Annotated in this window: 18 protein-coding genes; 6 read left to right on the plus strand and 12 right to left on the minus strand. The window is 58.4% G+C overall.

All coding sequences use genetic code 11. From position 1 onward, the window contains the following. The first annotated feature begins 203 nt into the window (after positions 1-203). Positions 204-1,307 (plus strand): NADH:flavin oxidoreductase, encoded by a 1,104-nt coding sequence (locus ACWKV9_RS18855; RefSeq protein ID WP_483837646.1) that lies wholly within the window; start codon positions 204-206, stop codon positions 1,305-1,307. A 6-nt stretch (positions 1,308-1,313) separates the two neighbouring features. Here ACWKV9_RS18855 and ACWKV9_RS18860 read toward each other — a convergent pair whose 3' ends face one another. The 3 genes from ACWKV9_RS18860 to cysZ form a co-directional block, all read right to left on the minus strand. Further along, entirely contained in the window at positions 1,314-2,501 is a 1,188-nt protein-coding gene (locus ACWKV9_RS18860) for a glycosyltransferase family 4 protein (protein ID WP_483837647.1), read from the minus strand. 63 nt (positions 2,502-2,564) lie between these two features. Continuing rightward, positions 2,565-2,867, minus strand: a complete 303-nt coding sequence (locus ACWKV9_RS18865) for a hypothetical protein (protein ID WP_483837648.1) — start codon at positions 2,865-2,867, stop codon at positions 2,565-2,567. A 333-nt stretch (positions 2,868-3,200) separates the two neighbouring features. Beyond that, positions 3,201-3,965 (minus strand): sulfate transporter CysZ, encoded by a 765-nt coding sequence (cysZ, locus tag ACWKV9_RS18870; RefSeq protein WP_483837734.1) that lies wholly within the window; start codon positions 3,963-3,965, stop codon positions 3,201-3,203. Positions 3,966-4,400: 435 nt separating this feature from the next. Here cysZ and trxB point away from each other — a divergent pair, with 435 nt between their 5' ends. Then, positions 4,401-5,363: a thioredoxin-disulfide reductase gene (trxB, locus tag ACWKV9_RS18875; RefSeq protein ID WP_483837649.1), complete on the plus strand. Its 963-nt coding sequence runs from the start codon at positions 4,401-4,403 to the stop codon at positions 5,361-5,363. Positions 5,364-5,513: 150 nt separating this feature from the next. Here the strand turns inward: trxB and ACWKV9_RS18880 are convergent, their stop codons facing one another. The 6 genes from ACWKV9_RS18880 to ACWKV9_RS18905 all read right to left on the minus strand — a co-directional run bounded on the left by ACWKV9_RS18880 (position 5,514) and on the right by ACWKV9_RS18905 (position 8,852). Further along, positions 5,514-5,855, minus strand: a complete 342-nt coding sequence (locus ACWKV9_RS18880; RefSeq protein WP_483837650.1) for a HopJ type III effector protein — start codon at positions 5,853-5,855, stop codon at positions 5,514-5,516. Then, a complete protein-coding gene (locus ACWKV9_RS18885; RefSeq protein ID WP_483837651.1) occupies positions 5,848-6,144 on the minus strand; it encodes a DUF1244 domain-containing protein in 297 nt (98 codons plus the stop codon). Before ACWKV9_RS18885 ends, ACWKV9_RS18880 begins: the two co-directional genes overlap by 8 nt. Before the next feature lie 187 nt (positions 6,145-6,331). Further along, positions 6,332-6,703, minus strand: a complete 372-nt coding sequence (gene folX, locus ACWKV9_RS18890; protein ID WP_483837652.1) for a dihydroneopterin triphosphate 2'-epimerase — start codon at positions 6,701-6,703, stop codon at positions 6,332-6,334. A gap of 3 nt (positions 6,704-6,706) precedes the next feature. Next, positions 6,707-7,267: a GTP cyclohydrolase I FolE gene (folE, locus tag ACWKV9_RS18895; RefSeq protein WP_483837653.1), complete on the minus strand. Its 561-nt coding sequence runs from the start codon at positions 7,265-7,267 to the stop codon at positions 6,707-6,709. Positions 7,268-7,288: 21 nt separating this feature from the next. Next, on the minus strand, positions 7,289-7,999 hold the full coding sequence (folM, locus tag ACWKV9_RS18900) for a dihydromonapterin reductase (protein ID WP_483837654.1): 711 nt from the start codon (positions 7,997-7,999) through the stop codon (positions 7,289-7,291). A gap of 283 nt (positions 8,000-8,282) precedes the next feature. After that, a complete protein-coding gene (locus tag ACWKV9_RS18905; RefSeq protein ID WP_483837655.1) occupies positions 8,283-8,852 on the minus strand; it encodes an antibiotic biosynthesis monooxygenase in 570 nt (189 codons plus the stop codon). Positions 8,853-9,065: 213 nt separating this feature from the next. Here ACWKV9_RS18905 and ACWKV9_RS18910 point away from each other — a divergent pair, with 213 nt between their 5' ends. Next, on the plus strand, positions 9,066-10,016 hold the full coding sequence (locus ACWKV9_RS18910; protein ID WP_483837656.1) for a MerR family transcriptional regulator: 951 nt from the start codon (positions 9,066-9,068) through the stop codon (positions 10,014-10,016). A 108-nt stretch (positions 10,017-10,124) separates the two neighbouring features. On the opposite strand, the gene ACWKV9_RS18915 is transcribed toward ACWKV9_RS18910, so the two are convergent. Together ACWKV9_RS18915 and ACWKV9_RS18920 are read right to left on the minus strand one after the other, a co-directional pair. Continuing rightward, entirely contained in the window at positions 10,125-10,730 is a 606-nt protein-coding gene (locus ACWKV9_RS18915) for a hypothetical protein (protein ID WP_483837657.1), read from the minus strand. A 73-nt stretch (positions 10,731-10,803) separates the two neighbouring features. Next, positions 10,804-11,259: a PAS domain-containing protein gene (locus ACWKV9_RS18920; protein ID WP_483837658.1), complete on the minus strand. Its 456-nt coding sequence runs from the start codon at positions 11,257-11,259 to the stop codon at positions 10,804-10,806. Between the two features lie 99 nt (positions 11,260-11,358). Between ACWKV9_RS18920 and ACWKV9_RS18925 the strand changes: the two genes are divergently transcribed. Next, positions 11,359-11,814, plus strand: a complete 456-nt coding sequence (locus tag ACWKV9_RS18925; protein ID WP_483837659.1) for a flavodoxin — start codon at positions 11,359-11,361, stop codon at positions 11,812-11,814. 30 nt (positions 11,815-11,844) lie between these two features. On the opposite strand, the gene ACWKV9_RS18930 is transcribed toward ACWKV9_RS18925, so the two are convergent. Then, positions 11,845-13,305 carry an aldehyde dehydrogenase family protein gene (locus ACWKV9_RS18930; RefSeq protein WP_483837660.1) on the minus strand — a complete coding sequence of 487 codons (1,461 nt, stop codon included), beginning with the start codon at positions 13,303-13,305 and terminating at the stop codon, positions 11,845-11,847. Between the two features lie 302 nt (positions 13,306-13,607). On the opposite strand from ACWKV9_RS18930, the gene ACWKV9_RS18935 reads away from it, so the two are divergent. Together ACWKV9_RS18935 and ACWKV9_RS18940 are read left to right on the plus strand one after the other, a co-directional pair. Further along, positions 13,608-14,405, plus strand: a complete 798-nt coding sequence (locus ACWKV9_RS18935; RefSeq protein ID WP_483837661.1) for a class II aldolase/adducin family protein — start codon at positions 13,608-13,610, stop codon at positions 14,403-14,405. Further along, on the plus strand, positions 14,405-15,307 hold the full coding sequence (locus ACWKV9_RS18940; protein ID WP_483837662.1) for an alpha/beta fold hydrolase: 903 nt from the start codon (positions 14,405-14,407) through the stop codon (positions 15,305-15,307). The genes ACWKV9_RS18935 and ACWKV9_RS18940 overlap by 1 nt, the downstream gene beginning before the upstream one ends. Positions 15,308-15,345 lie beyond the last annotated feature (38 nt).

The following is a 15,345-nucleotide window of genomic DNA, read 5'->3' on the forward strand; positions in this document are numbered from 1 at the left end:
TGTAGGAGCCAACTTGTTGGCGAGGCGGCCGATGCGGTGTGTCTGTCGTACTGCCTCGCGAACAAGTTCGCTCCTACCGTCGGGTGTTGTTTTTACCCGCTTCTTGGCCTTAATCACTCCAATCAATAGTGCTGTCACCCGCCCAATCTCCGGCTCTATCCTCCGTGGTCTGAATTTCGACCTGATTCCCGAGGACGCCACTAATGCCGGTAAAAGCTTTGTTCAAACCCTTCCACCTGGGCAGCCTGCAACTGCCGTCGCGTGTGGTGATGGCGCCCATGACTCGCTCGTTTTCTCCCGGTGGCGTGCCGAACTCCAAGGTTATCGAATACTACCGCCGTCGTGCGGCGGCGGGCGTTGGCCTGATCATCACCGAGGGCACCACGGTCGATCACAAGGCCTCCAATGGCTACCCGAACGTGCCGCAGTTTTTCGGCGAAGCACCGCTGGCGGGTTGGAAGAAAGTGGTGGATGCGGTGCATGCAGAGGGCGGCAAGATCGTCCCGCAGCTTTGGCATGTCGGCGCCGTTCGCCGCCTGGGCACCGAACCGGATGGTGCAGTGCCTGCTTACGGCCCGACTGAAAAGCTAAAAGACGGCAATGTTGTGATTCACGGCATGACCAAAGCGGACATCGACGAGGTCATCGCAGCCTTTGCCCAGGCCGCCAGTGATGCCAAATCCATTGGCATGGATGGCGTTGAGATCCACGGCGCACACGGCTACATCGTCGATCAGTTTTTCTGGGAAGGCACCAATCAGCGCACCGATGAGTACGGTGGCAGCCTGGCTAATCGTTCGCGTTTTGCCATCGAGTTGATTCAGGCAGTGCGTGCGGCGGTGGGGCCGGACTATCCGATCATTTTCCGTTTCTCTCAGTGGAAACAGCAGGACTACAGCGCCCGCCTAGTGCAGACGCCTGAAGAGCTGGACGCGTTTCTCAAGCCACTCTCCGAGGCGGGCGTGGACATTTTTCACTGCTCGACACGGCGCTTCTGGGAGCCTGAGTTCGACGGTTCTGATCTGAATCTTGCCGGGTGGACGCGCAAGCTCACCGGCAAGCCGACCATTACAGTCGGTAGCGTGGGACTGGACGGCGAGTTTTTGCAGTTCATGGTCAACACCGACAAAGTCGCCCAACCTGCGAGCCTGGAAAACCTGCTGCACCGATTGGCGAACGATGAGTTCGATCTGGTGGCGGTGGGCCGGGCGCTGCTGGTCGATCCTGATTGGGCGGTCAAGGTACGCGAAGGCCGCGAGCAAGACATCCTGCCGTTCAGCCGTGATGCCCTGACGCGGCTAGATTGAGATGGTCTAGTGTGATTCCGAACGCGGGAGATGGCCCATTGCAGGCATGTCCCGCGTCTCGATCACTGAGCTCAACTGCTTTTCGAACAGCTCCACAATCGCTGACCAACCTTGATGGCTCGCATGCTGGCGCGCGTTCAATCGCACCCGCCGCAGCGTTTCCCGATCCTCAAGCATCCAGCACGCCGCATCGATAAATCCCTCCTCATCGCCCGGCATCGCCACAGCACCATTGTGGCCATGGCGGATGTGCTGCGCGGCAGCGGCTTCGTCGTAGGCGACCACGCCAAGCCCTGAAGCCAAGGCTTCCATGACCACATTGCCGAAGGTATCAGTCAGGCTCGGGAATAAAAAAATATCGCCGCAGGCATAGTGCGCCGCCAGTGTCTCGCCACACTGGGTGCCGCAGAACACAGCATCGGGCAACTGCTGCTCAAGGGATGCGCGTTCCGGACCGTCGCCAACGACGATCAGCTTGATTCTTTTGTTCGGATGGGTGTTTGTCAGCGCCTCTAACGTGGGCCTGAGCAGCCGCAGGTTTTTCTCCGGAGCCAGGCGACCGACGTGCAACAGGGCGATGTCATCTGGCGCCAGGCCCCAGCTTTCCCGCAGCGTGTTTGAGCGTTTGGCGGGGTGAAACAGCTGGCTATCGACGCCGCGTGACAGCAGTTCCAGACGTTCGAAGCCCCGTCGCTCCAGTTCCGCTTTTTGACTCAGGCTCGGCACCAGCGTGGCGTTAGAACGGTTGTGGAACCAGCGCAGATAATGGGTTAGCGCCCGTGTGAGAAATCCTAATCCGTACTGCGATGCGTATTGCTGGAAGTTGGTGCTGAAGCCGCTGATGGTCGCAATCCCCAGACGCCGCGCCGCACGCAGCGCAGAAAACCCTAGTGGCCCTTCTGTGGCGATATATAAAACGTCCGGTCGGCTGCGCTTCCAGCGCCGCAGCAACTTGTGCATCGACGATTGCCCCCACTGCAATCCTGGATACCCCGGAATCGGCCACCCCCGGCACAGCATCACATCGTCCCCGGCATGGCCCGGTTTATCGCCGCTCTGCCTCGGGCGCACCACTTCAACCTGATGCCCGCGCGCGCGTAATCCGTCGCACAACCGACTCAGGGTGTTGGCGACGCCGTTAATCTCAGGGGCGAAGGTTTCGGTCACTAGCGTGATATGCAGGGGTTTGCTCATGACTGCCAGTTTCGAGGGCGGCCGTTGCGCTTGTGTGGCGATTGGGTGATGGATTTGTGAACGTCAAGGGGAGCTGCCCACCGCAAATGGTACAAGCCGTGACGTGCCGATCTTCTCAAGCGCGGCAGCCTTTGGTGAGTAGATCGTTTCCACCGGATTCAGACTTCTCAGCTCCATGGATGAGCGCGGGCTGACGAGGCGGGTGAGGGCGGCGGATTGGGGGGCGACCGTCTTTTTATCGACTTGCTTTGCCGTGTCCAACGTTTCGGCCAGCGCCTGCATGAATTTTGTCGAGCGGGGCTCCACTTTGCGCTGCAGATAGGCCGGTGGATTTTGGACCGATTGAGTATTGTTTTTCACTTCCATGGCGATCAAGGCTCCTGAGGATAACGCTGGCCTGCGAACAATGTTCACAGGCATTTGCTCTCTCGGATGAGGCTTGTTGATGGTTGTTCAGGTGGGCTGTGGGACGTATGGAAGAGTGTTGTAGGACGGGTCCTGATTTTCGCAGCGGCGCTGATGAGCCAGTTCAACCGCCACACCGCAATCGCGGCGTTCGGCAGCACGGCAGCTCCTACAGGTTACTGTGTGTACCAAGTGATGTAGGAGGGAGCTTGCTCGCGATCGCGGCCGATCAATTGCGCAGCGGGCGGCTGGCCTGCCTCCATTTCGGGCAGGCGGTTTCCTATAGGGGAGCGTTTATCTGGGCTGCTGGATCTTCGCCAGCTGCGTCTCTGCCCCTCGCTCCCTGACCCAAAATAACGTCGCCCCGGCCACGGCCGCCGGCATCATCAGGATGTTGACCACCGGGATCAGCAGCACCAGATACACAATCCCGCCAAAGCTCAGGCTCTGCCAGCGTTTGGCCCGTAGCCAGGCGAGCATGTCCTGCCAGCTCATTTTGTGGTTGTCGGCGGGGTAGTCGATGTACTGAATCGCCATCATCCACACCCCGAACAGCAGCCAGAGCGGCGCGGCGATGATGTTGACCGCAGGTATCCACGACAGGATGAACAAGCCGATGGCCCGGGGCAGGAAGTAGCCCAGCTTGCGCATCTCCCGGCTGAGGGTGCGGGGGACCATTTCCGCCAGTTCGCCCCAACTGAAGGCTGGAAAATCGTCCGTGCCACGGATCACGACCTCAACCTTCTCCGCAAGAAACCCGTTGAACGGGGCAGCAATGACGTTGGCGATCATGGTGAAGGTGAAGAACACCATCAGGATCACCAGCACCACAAACAACGGCCAGAGAATGTAGTTGAGGAAACTCAACCAGCTCGGCAGCGTGGGCATGAGGGTGTCGACCCACATTTCGAACTGATGACCTGCGAGGTAAATCAGCCCGGCGAACAGCACCAGGTTGATGGTGAGCGGCAATAGCACAAACAGTCGCAGGCTGGGACTGAGTACCAGTTTCAGGCCTTCGCGCAGGTATTGCGGGCCAGACAGAGCGGGTGCAGGCATGGTGGCCTCCAGACAGGGGAACGCGCCGACCTTACCGACTTTGCCGATGGGTTGAAAGCGGCGTTGGGGCAGGGCGAGGTCTGCGTGAGGGCGTGGGTCGCCAAGGGCCATGTCGGGCATGTGAAAAGGCGCCGTGGCTGACATTCGCCGAAACAATCCAGCGTCGCGAACGTCTATTCACTCGATCGTAGCAACAGCTCGTCGGGATAGGCCCCGGCTATGAGCTGGATTGCAAAACGAAATTTCCTTAAATCACCTCGGCCCGATAAGCTTGCGGCCAATTTATACCGTTGCTGCAGTTTTGGCCGCAGTTTCATATTTTCAGGATCAGCGAGTTACTAGCCTTCCCCAAGTGCGGTCGCCGATCCTTTTTATCCCGCCGGTGCGCCGGTTTCCCGACCTCGCGTCACGAAGGCCGGTTGATAGGAGTGTGTCATGTCCGATTCACGTCATTCCCGAGTGATTATTCTTGGCTCCGGCCCTGCCGGTTATAGCGCAGCGGTCTACGCCGCCCGCGCCAACCTCAAGCCATTGTTGATTACGGGCATGCAGGCTGGCGGTCAATTGACCACCACCACCGAAGTCGACAACTGGCCCGGCGATCCGCACGGCCTGACTGGCCCGGTTCTGATGGAACGCATGCGTGAACACGCAGAGCGTTTTGAAACCGAGATCGTGTTCGATCACATCAACGCAGTGGACCTGGCCGGCAAACCGTTCAGCCTCAAAGGCGACAACGGCACCTACACCTGCGATGCGCTGATCATCGCGACCGGCGCCAGCGCTCGTTATCTGGGGCTGCCGTCCGAAGAAGCGTTCATGGGCAAAGGCGTATCGGCCTGCGCAACCTGCGACGGTTTCTTCTATCGCAACAAGCCAGTGGCTGTGGTCGGTGGCGGCAACACGGCCGTGGAAGAGGCACTGTATCTTGCCAACATCGCTAGCAAGGTAACCCTGGTTCATCGTCGCGAGACTTTCCGTGCCGAGAAGATCCTGATCGACAAGCTGCATGCGCGGATTGCCGAAGGCAAGATCGAGTTGAAGCTCAACGCCACGCTGGACGAAGTGCTGGGCGACAACATGGGCGTCACCGGTGCGCGATTGAAGAACAACGACGGCAGCTTTGACGAGCTCAAGGTTGATGGGGTGTTCATCGCCATCGGCCATACGCCAAACACTTCGTTGTTCGATGGCCAGTTGGCGTTGAAAGACGGCTACATGGTCGTTCAGGGCGGACGTGAAGGTAATGCGACGGCCACCAGTGTTGAGGGTGTATTTGCGGCGGGCGACGTGGCTGACCACGTTTATCGTCAGGCGATCACCTCGGCAGGCGCCGGTTGCATGGCGGCACTGGACGTAGAGCGTTATCTGGACGGACTGGCGAACGTTTCGTTCTGATCAGCGTACGGACGTAAAAAAACCGGCTTCGGCCGGTTTTTTGTATTCGCCATAAACTTGGTCACTGTAGGAGCCAACTTGTTGGCGAGCCCGGACACTCGGTGTGTCAGTCAAATCGCCTCGCGAACAAATTCGCTCCTACAGAAACTCTTAGGCCTTGCGGGTCAGCGGCGGGGCGCTGAACGTTACGCCCGCCAAACCGTTGGCAATCAACGCACGGATATTGCCGTGGTCGCTGCCTTCTGGCGTTGCCTGCACAGAGCGGTAATGCTCGCCGAACGCCAGCAGCGCCTCTTCGTCGCTCAATCCTTCCAGCAGCGCCAGGCCCAACGTCTTGCACGAGCCTTCGTTCTGACCGGCAGCGTTTTCCACATTGCCGTTAACGAACGCCTGTGGCTGGTAGACATAATGCTCGGTTACGAACGCCAGGGTGTCGGCGAACGCGTGTTCGCCGCTGCGCAGGCTGTCTCGCAGGGTGTTCAGATCAGTCATGCTTCTTTTCCTTGGCGAACGCCGCTTGCTGCTCGGTGCTGGCTTCTTTCTGGTAGGTGGCTTTCCACTCGTTGTACGGCATGCCGTAAACCACTTCGCGGGCGTCATCGAGGCTGATGTCGATCTGCTTCTCGTCGGCGGCGGCTTTGTACCACTTGGACAAGCAGTTACGGCAGAAGCCGGACAGGTTCATCAAGTCGATGTTTTGAACGTCTTTGCGGCTGTCCAGATGTGCGACCAGACGGCGAAAGGAAGCGGCTTCGAGTTCGAGGCGTTCTTGCTCGGTCATGGGAAGGCTCTGTGGGGAAATGATGGGGCGGATGATAAGAGTGATGGGCGAGGCGGGCAATGGTTGCAGGCTTAACGCTAATCAAGTGTAGGAGCGCGCTTGCCCGCGATATAGGGGTGAATCAATCGACAATGAGGTCACAGACAAACGGCTATCGCGGGCAAGCGCGCTCCTGCATCAGCATCAACTAGCGTTCTGCGGCGAGGGTAATCGACACCGATTCTGCAAACCGCAGCGCGTGGGGCTTGTCGACTTCCACTTCGGCGTACTGAACGGCCTCATGGCTCATCACCAGGTCCAGCACTTCCTGGGTCAGGCGCTCCAGCAAAGCAAAACGGTTGCTTTCGACGTGCTGAATGATGGCCTTGGTGATGGTCCGGTAATTCAGCGCGTGGTCGATGTCGTTGTCGCGCACTGCCTCCTGCGCGGCGTACTCGATCGTCAGATTGATCAGCACATCCTGCTTGTTAAGAATCTCGTCTTCGTTGATCCCGATGAAGGTGCGCAGACACAGGTCCTTGACCCGTATACGCGCGGTGCCTGGTTCAAGTCTTGCCATGGACTAATTACTCCGTCCGATCAGTTGCAAAAATTCCATCCGGGTATTGGTCTGTTCCCGAAACGCGCCCAGCATCACTGACGTGTTCATCGTCGAATTCTGCTTCTCGACGCCGCGCATCATCATGCACATGTGCTGCGCTTCGATCACCACAGCCACGCCAGCAGCGTTGGTCACTTCCTGGATGGCGTCGGCGATTTGCCGGGTCAGGTTTTCCTGGATTTGCAGGCGGCGAGCGAACATGTCGACGATCCTCGCGATCTTCGACAGCCCCAGCACCTTGCCAGTCGGGATATAGGCCACGTGGGCCTTGCCGATAAAGGGCAGCAGGTGATGCTCGCACAGTGAATACAACTCGATATTTTTGACGATCACCATCTCATCGTTATCGGAGGCAAATAGCGCGCCGTTGACGATTTCTTCGATGGTTTGATCGTAACCATGACACAGGTATTGCATGGCCTTGGCCGCGCGTTTAGGCGTGTCCAACAAGCCTTCGCGGTCAGGGTCTTCGCCCAGGCCGACAAGAATTTCACGGTAGTGCTGCGGCAGTGACAAAGTCATCAAAAGGATCCTCGGGGCGGCTTACTTGACGTGCCGTCCACCGTTTACGGTCAGGGTGGTGCCGGTAACGTAGGGGTTGTCCAGCAAATAGCGCACGCTTTGGTAAATGACCTCGGCGCCGGGTTCAATGCCCAGCGCGGATTTGGCCAGCGTGCGGGCGCGGTACGCCGCGTCGTCGTCGGGTTGAAACATGACCATCGCTGGAGCGATGCCATTAACTTTGATCTCAGGGGCAAACCGGGCAGCGAACGACAGCGTCAGGTTGTCCAGCCCCGCTTTGCTGGCGCAGTAGGCAATGTGCTTGCTGCTGCCCTTGCGGGTGACGTCGTCACCGATATGGATAATGTCGGCCGTTTCCGAACGGTGCAACAACTGCGCGCAATGCAGGTTGATCAGGTAGGGCGCCAGCATGTGAACGTTGAACATGCGCATGAATACGTCACCTTCGTCCCCCTGTGTCTCGGCAAGCCATTCGGATGCATTGTGGACAATGGCGCGCAGGCAATCGGTGTGGGTTTTCAGTTCGGCAATGAACGCGAGAATCGTGTCCTGCGACGAAAAATCTCCATGAATCGCAATGGCCCCCAAGTCCCGCAGATGCTGGATGCCGGGGCGATCGTTTCGATAGCTGACGATCACGGCTTGCCCCTCCGCCAGCAGACGCTCGGCGCAATACAGGCCGACACGCTGACTGGCACCGGTGATCAAGACAGGGGCAGAGGAAGAAGCCATGAGCCGCTCGCGTATCAGGTAGGGAATTGGACGTCGTGGGATTTTTGGCGCTGAAGGAAGAAGCGGCTGCACTCCATCAACCCATTCGCGCGGCAGAAAACCTGCAGGGAAGTTATACCAAGTGGGAGCGGCTGTACAACTGAAGGGGAGTCCAGTCAGGCGTGCGGCAATAGATTGGTGGGACAGAGCTTGCTCGCGATGCTCTACGGCAGACATTGCTGAAGTGTCGATTGCAATAATCTCTCGCGAGCAAGCTCCCTCCCACGTCAGTGCGTGATGCCAATTACCGAGTGGAAGCAGGATCGGCGATAACGGCAGGCACCGGAGGGGCAGGGTGCAGCCAGGACGCCAGCAGGTGCGTCGACAGCGGAATAAACCAGAACACCATCAGCGGCGTCAGGATCAGCGTGCTGACCATAATCCGTGGCATCAACTCAAGCTGACCCAGCAAAGGTCCTAGCGCGAAATTGAAAATAAGCGACACCGGAAAGAACGCCAGCCAGATGGCCACGGCCTGTTTCCAGCGAGGCGGGCGCTGACCCGCGGCGCCAAACCAGCCGTCGATGCCTTTGACCCGATGTTCAGACGGCGCAGCAAACAGCCCGCTGCCGCGCACCAACCAGGAGCGGCGCGACGCCGAATGCTCCCAGGCGTGCAGGGTGGCCTCATCGGCAAAGCGGAAAATAATCTGGAACTCGTCATCGTCGGGCGGCGGAGCAAGCACACCTGAACCGAGATAACCGGGGAAGTCTGTAGCGAGTTGTTCGCCTTCATGCAGCCAGGCAATCAGTTCCTGATAGCGGCCATGGGCGACGCGACGGGCAACCATCAGCGTGACGGGTGAGGTAGACATTGTGTATCTCCGATAAACGAGTGAGGTTCCCGGGTAGGGAAATCACATGGCGAAACGCCTAGGTGGTGGCGCTGCGTCAGCTTCGCTGGAAAAAGCAAGCAAGGATTATTCCTGAAACCATCTGAAAAGCCAGAAGACTTTGTCGGACTTCACGCTTATATGCCGGACGGCGAAGGTACAATGCGCGCACTGCCCATGACCGACACCTGATCAATGACCGAGCTCCTGACCCACCACGCGGTTGCCGAAGCGCTGCAGCAGGAAGAACTTTTCCCGATCCGTGAAGTGTCGCGCCTGACCGGTATCAATCCCGTGACGCTCCGGGCCTGGGAGCGTCGATATGGTTTGATTCAGCCGACACGCACCGAGAGCGGCCATCGTCTTTATTCCCAGTCCGACATCGAGGACGTTCGCAGCATTCTCGGCTGGATCGAGCGCGGCGTAGCCGTGAGCAAAGTCGGCAAGATTCTCGCCAAAGCCCACACAGCGCGTGCTGAAATCCAGACGGTTGACAGCGACGTCGGCGCAGGCGAATGGAGCGAGTGGCAGACGCAAATCCGGCGAGCCGTCAATGAGTTCGATGAGCGACGCCTTGAGCAGGTGTACGGCCAGATCTTTTCCAGCTATCCGATCGTTCAGGTGTTTCAGGATATTCTGATGCCGGTATGGCGAGAATTTACCACCCATCACGATCAGTTCGGCCAGGCCAGCGAATGGCTGTTTCTCGACAGCTTTCTGCGTGCCCGGACGCTGCAACGGCTGCAATTATCCAGTGCAAATGCCGAGAAACGCGTGGTGCTGGCTGCCATTCCCGGCCAATGTCGCGAGCTTGAGTTGTGGGTGGCGGGATTGATGATGGGCACTGCCGATACGGCGATCATCGCGCTCGCGCCCGGCCAGCCGCTGGAAGAACTGAGCCTGGTGTGCGGCAAGATGAAACCGGATGCGCTGATCATGTTTTCCAATCACCCGCCGACCACCGATTTGGCCAAGCGGCTGGTCAGGTTGGGACTGGGTCTGTATTGCCCGCTGTTGCTGGCCGGCGAGGCCGCGGATATGGGGCAGGAAAACTTCGAGGGCACCCCGGTTGCGTGCCTGGGCAGCGACGCGCTCGTTATGCGGCGACGCTTGCAGCAGTTTTTGGCGGACAGGTTGGATAGCTAAGGGCGTGTGATATGTAGGAACGAATTCATTCGCGAGACGATCTGGCAGCCAACACAGATACATCAGCGGCTGCCGAACTTCGCGAATGAATTTCGCTAATACAAAGGGTCAGAGGTGCATCGAAGGATGTATCTTGCGGTGTTCCTGAAGGATGTACTGGCGCAGCCGTTCTGTGTCTTCTTTTTTGTTCTGGCTCAGGCGGTATGCCGCAAGCCCCTGCTCGGTCAAACGCTCGAAGGTCCCGCGAAGGGCGATGGGCGCCAGACCGATGGGTGTGAACCAGGCCGAAAAATACTTGGGGGGTTTGGTCTGTTTGCGGATTTCCAGCAGGATGCCTTTGAACGAAATCTCATGAACCCATAAAGCGGTCAGTGAACCTTTTTCGGTTTCCAGCGCAACGGGCTCAGTCAATATAAGGCGCCACGGACGTATTCGAGGGCCTTCTTCAAAAATGCTGGGTGCGCCCAGTTCCAGATGCAAGGCGTGGAACTCGTCTTCGACCAGATGCAGCGGGAAGGTCATCTGCTGGTTATCGAACTGTGCCTGGATAGTGACTTGTTCATGGGCCGCGAGTCGGGTCAGCAGGTCCTGAATCTGCACGCCACCGTTTACCACCAGGCTGCGGGATTTGTCGCGCAGATTGAGGTTCGGGTTGTGCTGCATATTCTGGATGAAATCCAGTTCATCCTGCGTGAGGATCGTGTCGCGCTGCATGATCGAGCTCGATTAACCGGTTATTGTCAAAGCAGACAGTAAATTCCGTAACAGGTTGCTGCCGCTCATCAGTCTAGACGCTCTTGTGCTTCAAATCGATGATTTCAAGCCGAGCTTGCGCCAGTTCAGCCTGCAGTTCGACAACTTTCTGTTGCGCCAGAACCTGCTCAGTGACGTCCTTCTGGATGCCAATGAAATACATCAATTTTTCAGCGTCGTTGAATACCGGGGTAATCGATAGCTCATTCCAGAAAGACGTGCCGTCCTTGCGATAGTTGCGCAGTACCTGACGACAGGGCTGATTATTGATGATGGCCTCGCGAATCAGCGCCAGACCCTCCTGCTGACGGTCGTCGCCCTGCAGGAAACGGCAGTCCTGATAAAGGATGTCGTCGCTTGCGTACCCGGTCATTACCTCAAATGCCTTGTTGGCATAGATCAGGATGTTGTCGTCACCTTCCTGTTCGGCGACGACGATCCCATCGTTGGACGAATCGACCACCAACTGCAGTAATTTTGCACTGATCATGAAAGGCATTCCGAGGCAGGTCGTGAGGTTGCATTCTAAGACATTGCGCCTTCCTGGGGCATAATGCCGGACGTTTTTACTCTGCCACAGGATTACGCAATGAAAGTCGCCATCCTTTCAGGATCAGTCTATGGCTCGGCCGAAGAGGTCGCCCGACACGCCGAGACCCTCATCAAAGCTGCTGGTCATGAAGTGCTGCACAACCCGCGCATCACGTTAGCTGCGCTGCAGGCGTTCGAGCCTCAGGCTTTTCTGGCCGTGACCTCGACTACGGGGATGGGGGAGCTGCCAGACAATATTCAGCCCATCTATTCGCAAATTCGTGATTTCTTGCCAGCAACGTGGCGGGGGCTACCGGGCGGGGTCATCGGCCTGGGCGACGCCAGCTACGGCGACACTTTCTGCGGCGGCGGCGAGCAGATGCGTGAGTTGTTCGCAGAGCTGGGCGTGCAGGAAGTGCTTGAGATGCTGCGACTGGACGCCAGCGAAACGGTCACGCCGGAAACAGATGCGGAACCGTGGCTGGCTGATTTTCTCGAACGACTTCAGGCCTGAATCAAACGTTAAGTCGCGCCGCAATCGGGATTAGCAGAAACCGACAATCGCTTTGGTTTCCAGATACTCCTCAAAACCGTGGACACCGTATTCGCGGCCATTGCCCGAGCGCTTGTAGCCGCCAAAAGGCGCCATCGGGTTCCAAGCCGGGTAATTCAGATGCACTTGCCCGGCACGGATGCGAGCAGCGACTGCCCGTGCAAGATCAAGGTCCTGACCCTGAACATGGGCGCCAAGGCCGTAAACCGTGTCATTGGCGATAGCGACTGCTTCATCCACTGTCTCGTAGGCGATGAGGCACAGCACCGGGCCGAAGATTTCTTCCTGGGCAATCCGCATACCGGTGCTGACGTTGGAGAACACGGTAGGCCTGGCATAAAAGCCCTTTTCGAAACCTTCCATGCGGCCCGGACCGCCGCAGATCAGTTTCGCGCCTTCGCTCAGGCCTGCGTCGATCATGGCTTGCACCCGAGTGAACTGGGCCTCGTTAGCAATAGGGCCCAGGACCGTCTCTTCCAATCGGGGATCACCCACAACAATTGCATTGGCAGTCTCGACCGCCAGCGCTTCGACTTCGGCCAGGCGGCTTTTCGGCACAATCATGCGGGTCGGTGCGCTGCACGATTGACCGACATTGCGAAAGGCTGCCATCACGCCTTGGGCGACAGCCTTGGGGAAATCCGCGTCGGCCAGCAGGATGTTCGGCGACTTGCCGCCCAGCTCTTGAGTAACGCGTTTGACTGTGACGGCTGCCGCCTGAGCGACCAGCGCACCAGCGCGGTTGGAGCCGGTGATGGAAATCATGTCGACATCGGGATGAGCCGCCAACGCACCGCCCACTTCCGGGCCACTGCCGTTCACCAGATTGAATACTCCCGCAGGCAGCCCGGCGTCATGCACCAATTGGGCAAACAACAGAGCGCTCAGGGGGGACAGTTCGCTGGGTTTGAGCACCACGGTGCAACCGGCGGCGATGGCGGGCGCGACTTTCGCCGTGATTTGATACAGCGGCCAGTTCCACGGTGTGATGAGCGCACACACACCGATAGGTTCGCGGGCAATGGCGGTGCTGCCTTCGACGGTCTGAAAGCGATAGGTGGACAGCAGGTCCCGGGCGACCCGCACATGTTCGGCTGCGAATGGCACCTGCGCCGCCCGTGCTGACGTGATCGAAGCGCCCATTTCCAGCGATATCGCCTGGGCCAACTCTTCTTTGCGCTCGATAATCAGGTCGTAGATTCTTCCCAGGATCTGCGCCCGGGATTCGACCGGGGTGGCCGACCAGTCCGCTAATGCAGCGCGTGCCGCCGCCACGGCAGCGTCGACGTCCTCGGCGCGCCCGCTTGCCACATGCGCAACGACTTCCTCGGTGGCCGGATTGATCACGGGCACGCTGTCCGGTGTGATCGGCGCGCACCAGCGGCCATTGATATAAAAGCTGTGGGAAGTTTCTGGATCGGCACGATAGCTGTTCGACGCGTGAATGGTCATCCGGCGGGCTCCTGGAGCGGTCATGAGTTGCAGGTGAATACGCTAACAAAGCGCCTGAAAAAAAATGCACCGTTGTTGGAATCCCCAAAGAATAATCTACTGTATCGCCTCGGCTAACTGTGCATTAACGCTGCTCCAGAGCCGTCGCTGCCACACTGACTCGCCAAGCCATTAACGTGGCTGCCAAGGCGACTATCGCAGGTTCGGCGGCTGGCTAGACTGCTCACTCCCAAGAGCAAGAAAAACGCCGAGGACCTGCCACTGTGAATGTCGCCCAGGTTGTACCAGGCGCTGACGCGCCCATGAGTCAACAGTCCGTTACACCCAATCCCGTCACCCGGATAGAGGCCGTGAAAGATCAGGTCAGTGCCGCCGAGTGGAAGGCGCGCGTGGATCTGGCTGCCTGCTATCGCCTGGTAGCCATGCACGGTTGGGACGACCTGATCTTCACCCACATTTCGGCCAAGGTTCCGGGGACGGATGACTTCCTGATCAATCCATTTGGGTTGATGTTCCACGAGATCACAGCGTCCAGTCTGGTCAAGGTCGATCAGTCCGGCCGCAAATTGATGGACAGTCCCTACGAGATCAACCCCGCGGGCTACACCATTCACAGTGCCGTGCACGAAGTGCGTCACGACGTGAACTGTGTTCTGCATACGCACACCGCCGCCGGAGTTGCGGTTTCGGCGCAGAAGCAGGGCGTATTGCCGATCAGTCAGCAGTCGTTGTTTGTTCTTTCAAGCCTGGCGTATCACCCGTATGAAGGCGTAGCGCTCAATCATGAGGAAAAGGCTCGGCTGCAAGCAGACCTGGGACCCAACAGTTTTTTGATGCTCAATAACCACGGTTTGCTGACCTGCGGTGGCACCATCGCCGATACCTTTCTGATGATGTTCACTTTCCAGCGCGCCTGCGAGATTCAGGTGCTGGCACAAGGTGGTGGAGCGCAACTGATCCCCATCGACGGGCAGATTCTGGCCGGCGCCAAGGCAATGATTGCCGGTGTCACTCGAAGCGCGGAAGGCATGGGCGGTTTGCTTGCCTGGCCGGCACTGCTGCGCAAGCTCGACCAATTCTCTCCGGGCTACGCAGCATAATGAGAATCGCCGAAATCCCTCTCTCGGTATGGCGTACCCGTGGGCACGACTTTGTGTTTCGCGGCCATGTCATTCGCTACTGGGTGGCCGGGCAGGGCGAACCGCTGCTGTTATTGCATGGGTTTCCTACGGCCAGCTGGGACTGGAATTACCTATGGCAACCTTTGGCACAGCGCTATCAGGTGATCGCCTGCGACATGCTTGGTTTCGGCGATTCGGCCAAGCCGCGCAAGCATAAATACAGTCTCGTCGAACAGGCCGACCTGCAATTGGCGCTACTGGCCCATTTGCAGATCGATCAGCCGCTCCACATTCTGGCCCATGACTACGGTAACAGCGTTGCCCAAGAGTTGTTGGCACGCCAAAGCGCGTGCAGGGCTGAGCTGGCCAGTTGCGTGTTCCTTAACGGCGGACTTTTTCCAGAAACCCATCGCCCGTTGTTTATCCAGAAACTGTTGCTAAGCCCGGTGGGCTGGATGATAGGCCGGGTGTTTGATCGCGCCCGTCTGGACAAGGATTTCAGCCGCATTTTTGGGGTTGATACCCGGCCCAGCGAGAGCGAGCTGGATGACTTCTGGAGCCTGATTGCGGCCAACCACGGCACTCGCGTACTCCATCGTTTGATCAACTACATTCCCGAACGCATTCAGTACCGCGAACGCTGGGTGTCGGCGATGCAGCAGACCCATGTGCCGATGAAGTTCATCAGCGGTTCCGCCGATCCGGTCGCAGGTACACACATGGTCCAACGCTACCGCGAACTGGTGCCCAACCCGGACACTGTTCTGTTGCACGGCATCGGCCGTTACCCCCACACCGAAGCGCCGATGCTGCTGTTGAAGCATTACCTGGCTTTGCGCGCGTCACTCGTCACCTGCCGCAAACGGCTTGCCGTGTCCTGAGCATTGATCGTTCTGCATACACTGATTCCCAGCGCTTC

This window comes from Pseudomonas corni (assembly GCF_057128765.1).

What these genes read in the sequence shown, in the direction of transcription:
- ACWKV9_RS18925 (WP_483837659.1), top strand. Translation starts at nt 11,359, where the DNA reads ATGAAAGTCGCCATCCTTTCAGGATCAGTCTATGGCTCGGCCGAAGAG.
- ACWKV9_RS18910 (WP_483837656.1), top strand. Translation starts at nt 9,066, where the DNA reads ATGACCGAGCTCCTGACCCACCACGCGGTTGCCGAAGCGCTGCAGCAG.
- ACWKV9_RS18860 (WP_483837647.1), bottom strand. Translation starts at nt 2,501, where the DNA reads ATGAGCAAACCCCTGCATATCACGCTAGTGACCGAAACCTTCGCCCCT.
- ACWKV9_RS18880 (WP_483837650.1), bottom strand. Translation starts at nt 5,855, where the DNA reads ATGACTGATCTGAACACCCTGCGAGACAGCCTGCGCAGCGGCGAACAC.
- ACWKV9_RS18865 (WP_483837648.1), bottom strand. Translation starts at nt 2,867, where the DNA reads ATGGAAGTGAAAAACAATACTCAATCGGTCCAAAATCCACCGGCCTAT.
- cysZ (WP_483837734.1), bottom strand. Translation starts at nt 3,965, where the DNA reads ATGCCTGCACCCGCTCTGTCTGGCCCGCAATACCTGCGCGAAGGCCTG.
- ACWKV9_RS18935 (WP_483837661.1), top strand. Translation starts at nt 13,608, where the DNA reads ATGAGTCAACAGTCCGTTACACCCAATCCCGTCACCCGGATAGAGGCC.
- folE (WP_483837653.1), bottom strand. Translation starts at nt 7,267, where the DNA reads ATGACTTTGTCACTGCCGCAGCACTACCGTGAAATTCTTGTCGGCCTG.
- ACWKV9_RS18940 (WP_483837662.1), top strand. Translation starts at nt 14,405, where the DNA reads ATGAGAATCGCCGAAATCCCTCTCTCGGTATGGCGTACCCGTGGGCAC.
- trxB (WP_483837649.1), top strand. Translation starts at nt 4,401, where the DNA reads ATGTCCGATTCACGTCATTCCCGAGTGATTATTCTTGGCTCCGGCCCT.
- ACWKV9_RS18905 (WP_483837655.1), bottom strand. Translation starts at nt 8,852, where the DNA reads ATGTCTACCTCACCCGTCACGCTGATGGTTGCCCGTCGCGTCGCCCAT.
- folM (WP_483837654.1), bottom strand. Translation starts at nt 7,999, where the DNA reads ATGGCTTCTTCCTCTGCCCCTGTCTTGATCACCGGTGCCAGTCAGCGT.
- ACWKV9_RS18930 (WP_483837660.1), bottom strand. Translation starts at nt 13,305, where the DNA reads ATGACCATTCACGCGTCGAACAGCTATCGTGCCGATCCAGAAACTTCC.
- folX (WP_483837652.1), bottom strand. Translation starts at nt 6,703, where the DNA reads ATGGCAAGACTTGAACCAGGCACCGCGCGTATACGGGTCAAGGACCTG.
- ACWKV9_RS18855 (WP_483837646.1), top strand. Translation starts at nt 204, where the DNA reads ATGCCGGTAAAAGCTTTGTTCAAACCCTTCCACCTGGGCAGCCTGCAA.
- ACWKV9_RS18915 (WP_483837657.1), bottom strand. Translation starts at nt 10,730, where the DNA reads ATGCAGCGCGACACGATCCTCACGCAGGATGAACTGGATTTCATCCAG.
- ACWKV9_RS18885 (WP_483837651.1), bottom strand. Translation starts at nt 6,144, where the DNA reads ATGACCGAGCAAGAACGCCTCGAACTCGAAGCCGCTTCCTTTCGCCGT.
- ACWKV9_RS18920 (WP_483837658.1), bottom strand. Translation starts at nt 11,259, where the DNA reads ATGATCAGTGCAAAATTACTGCAGTTGGTGGTCGATTCGTCCAACGAT.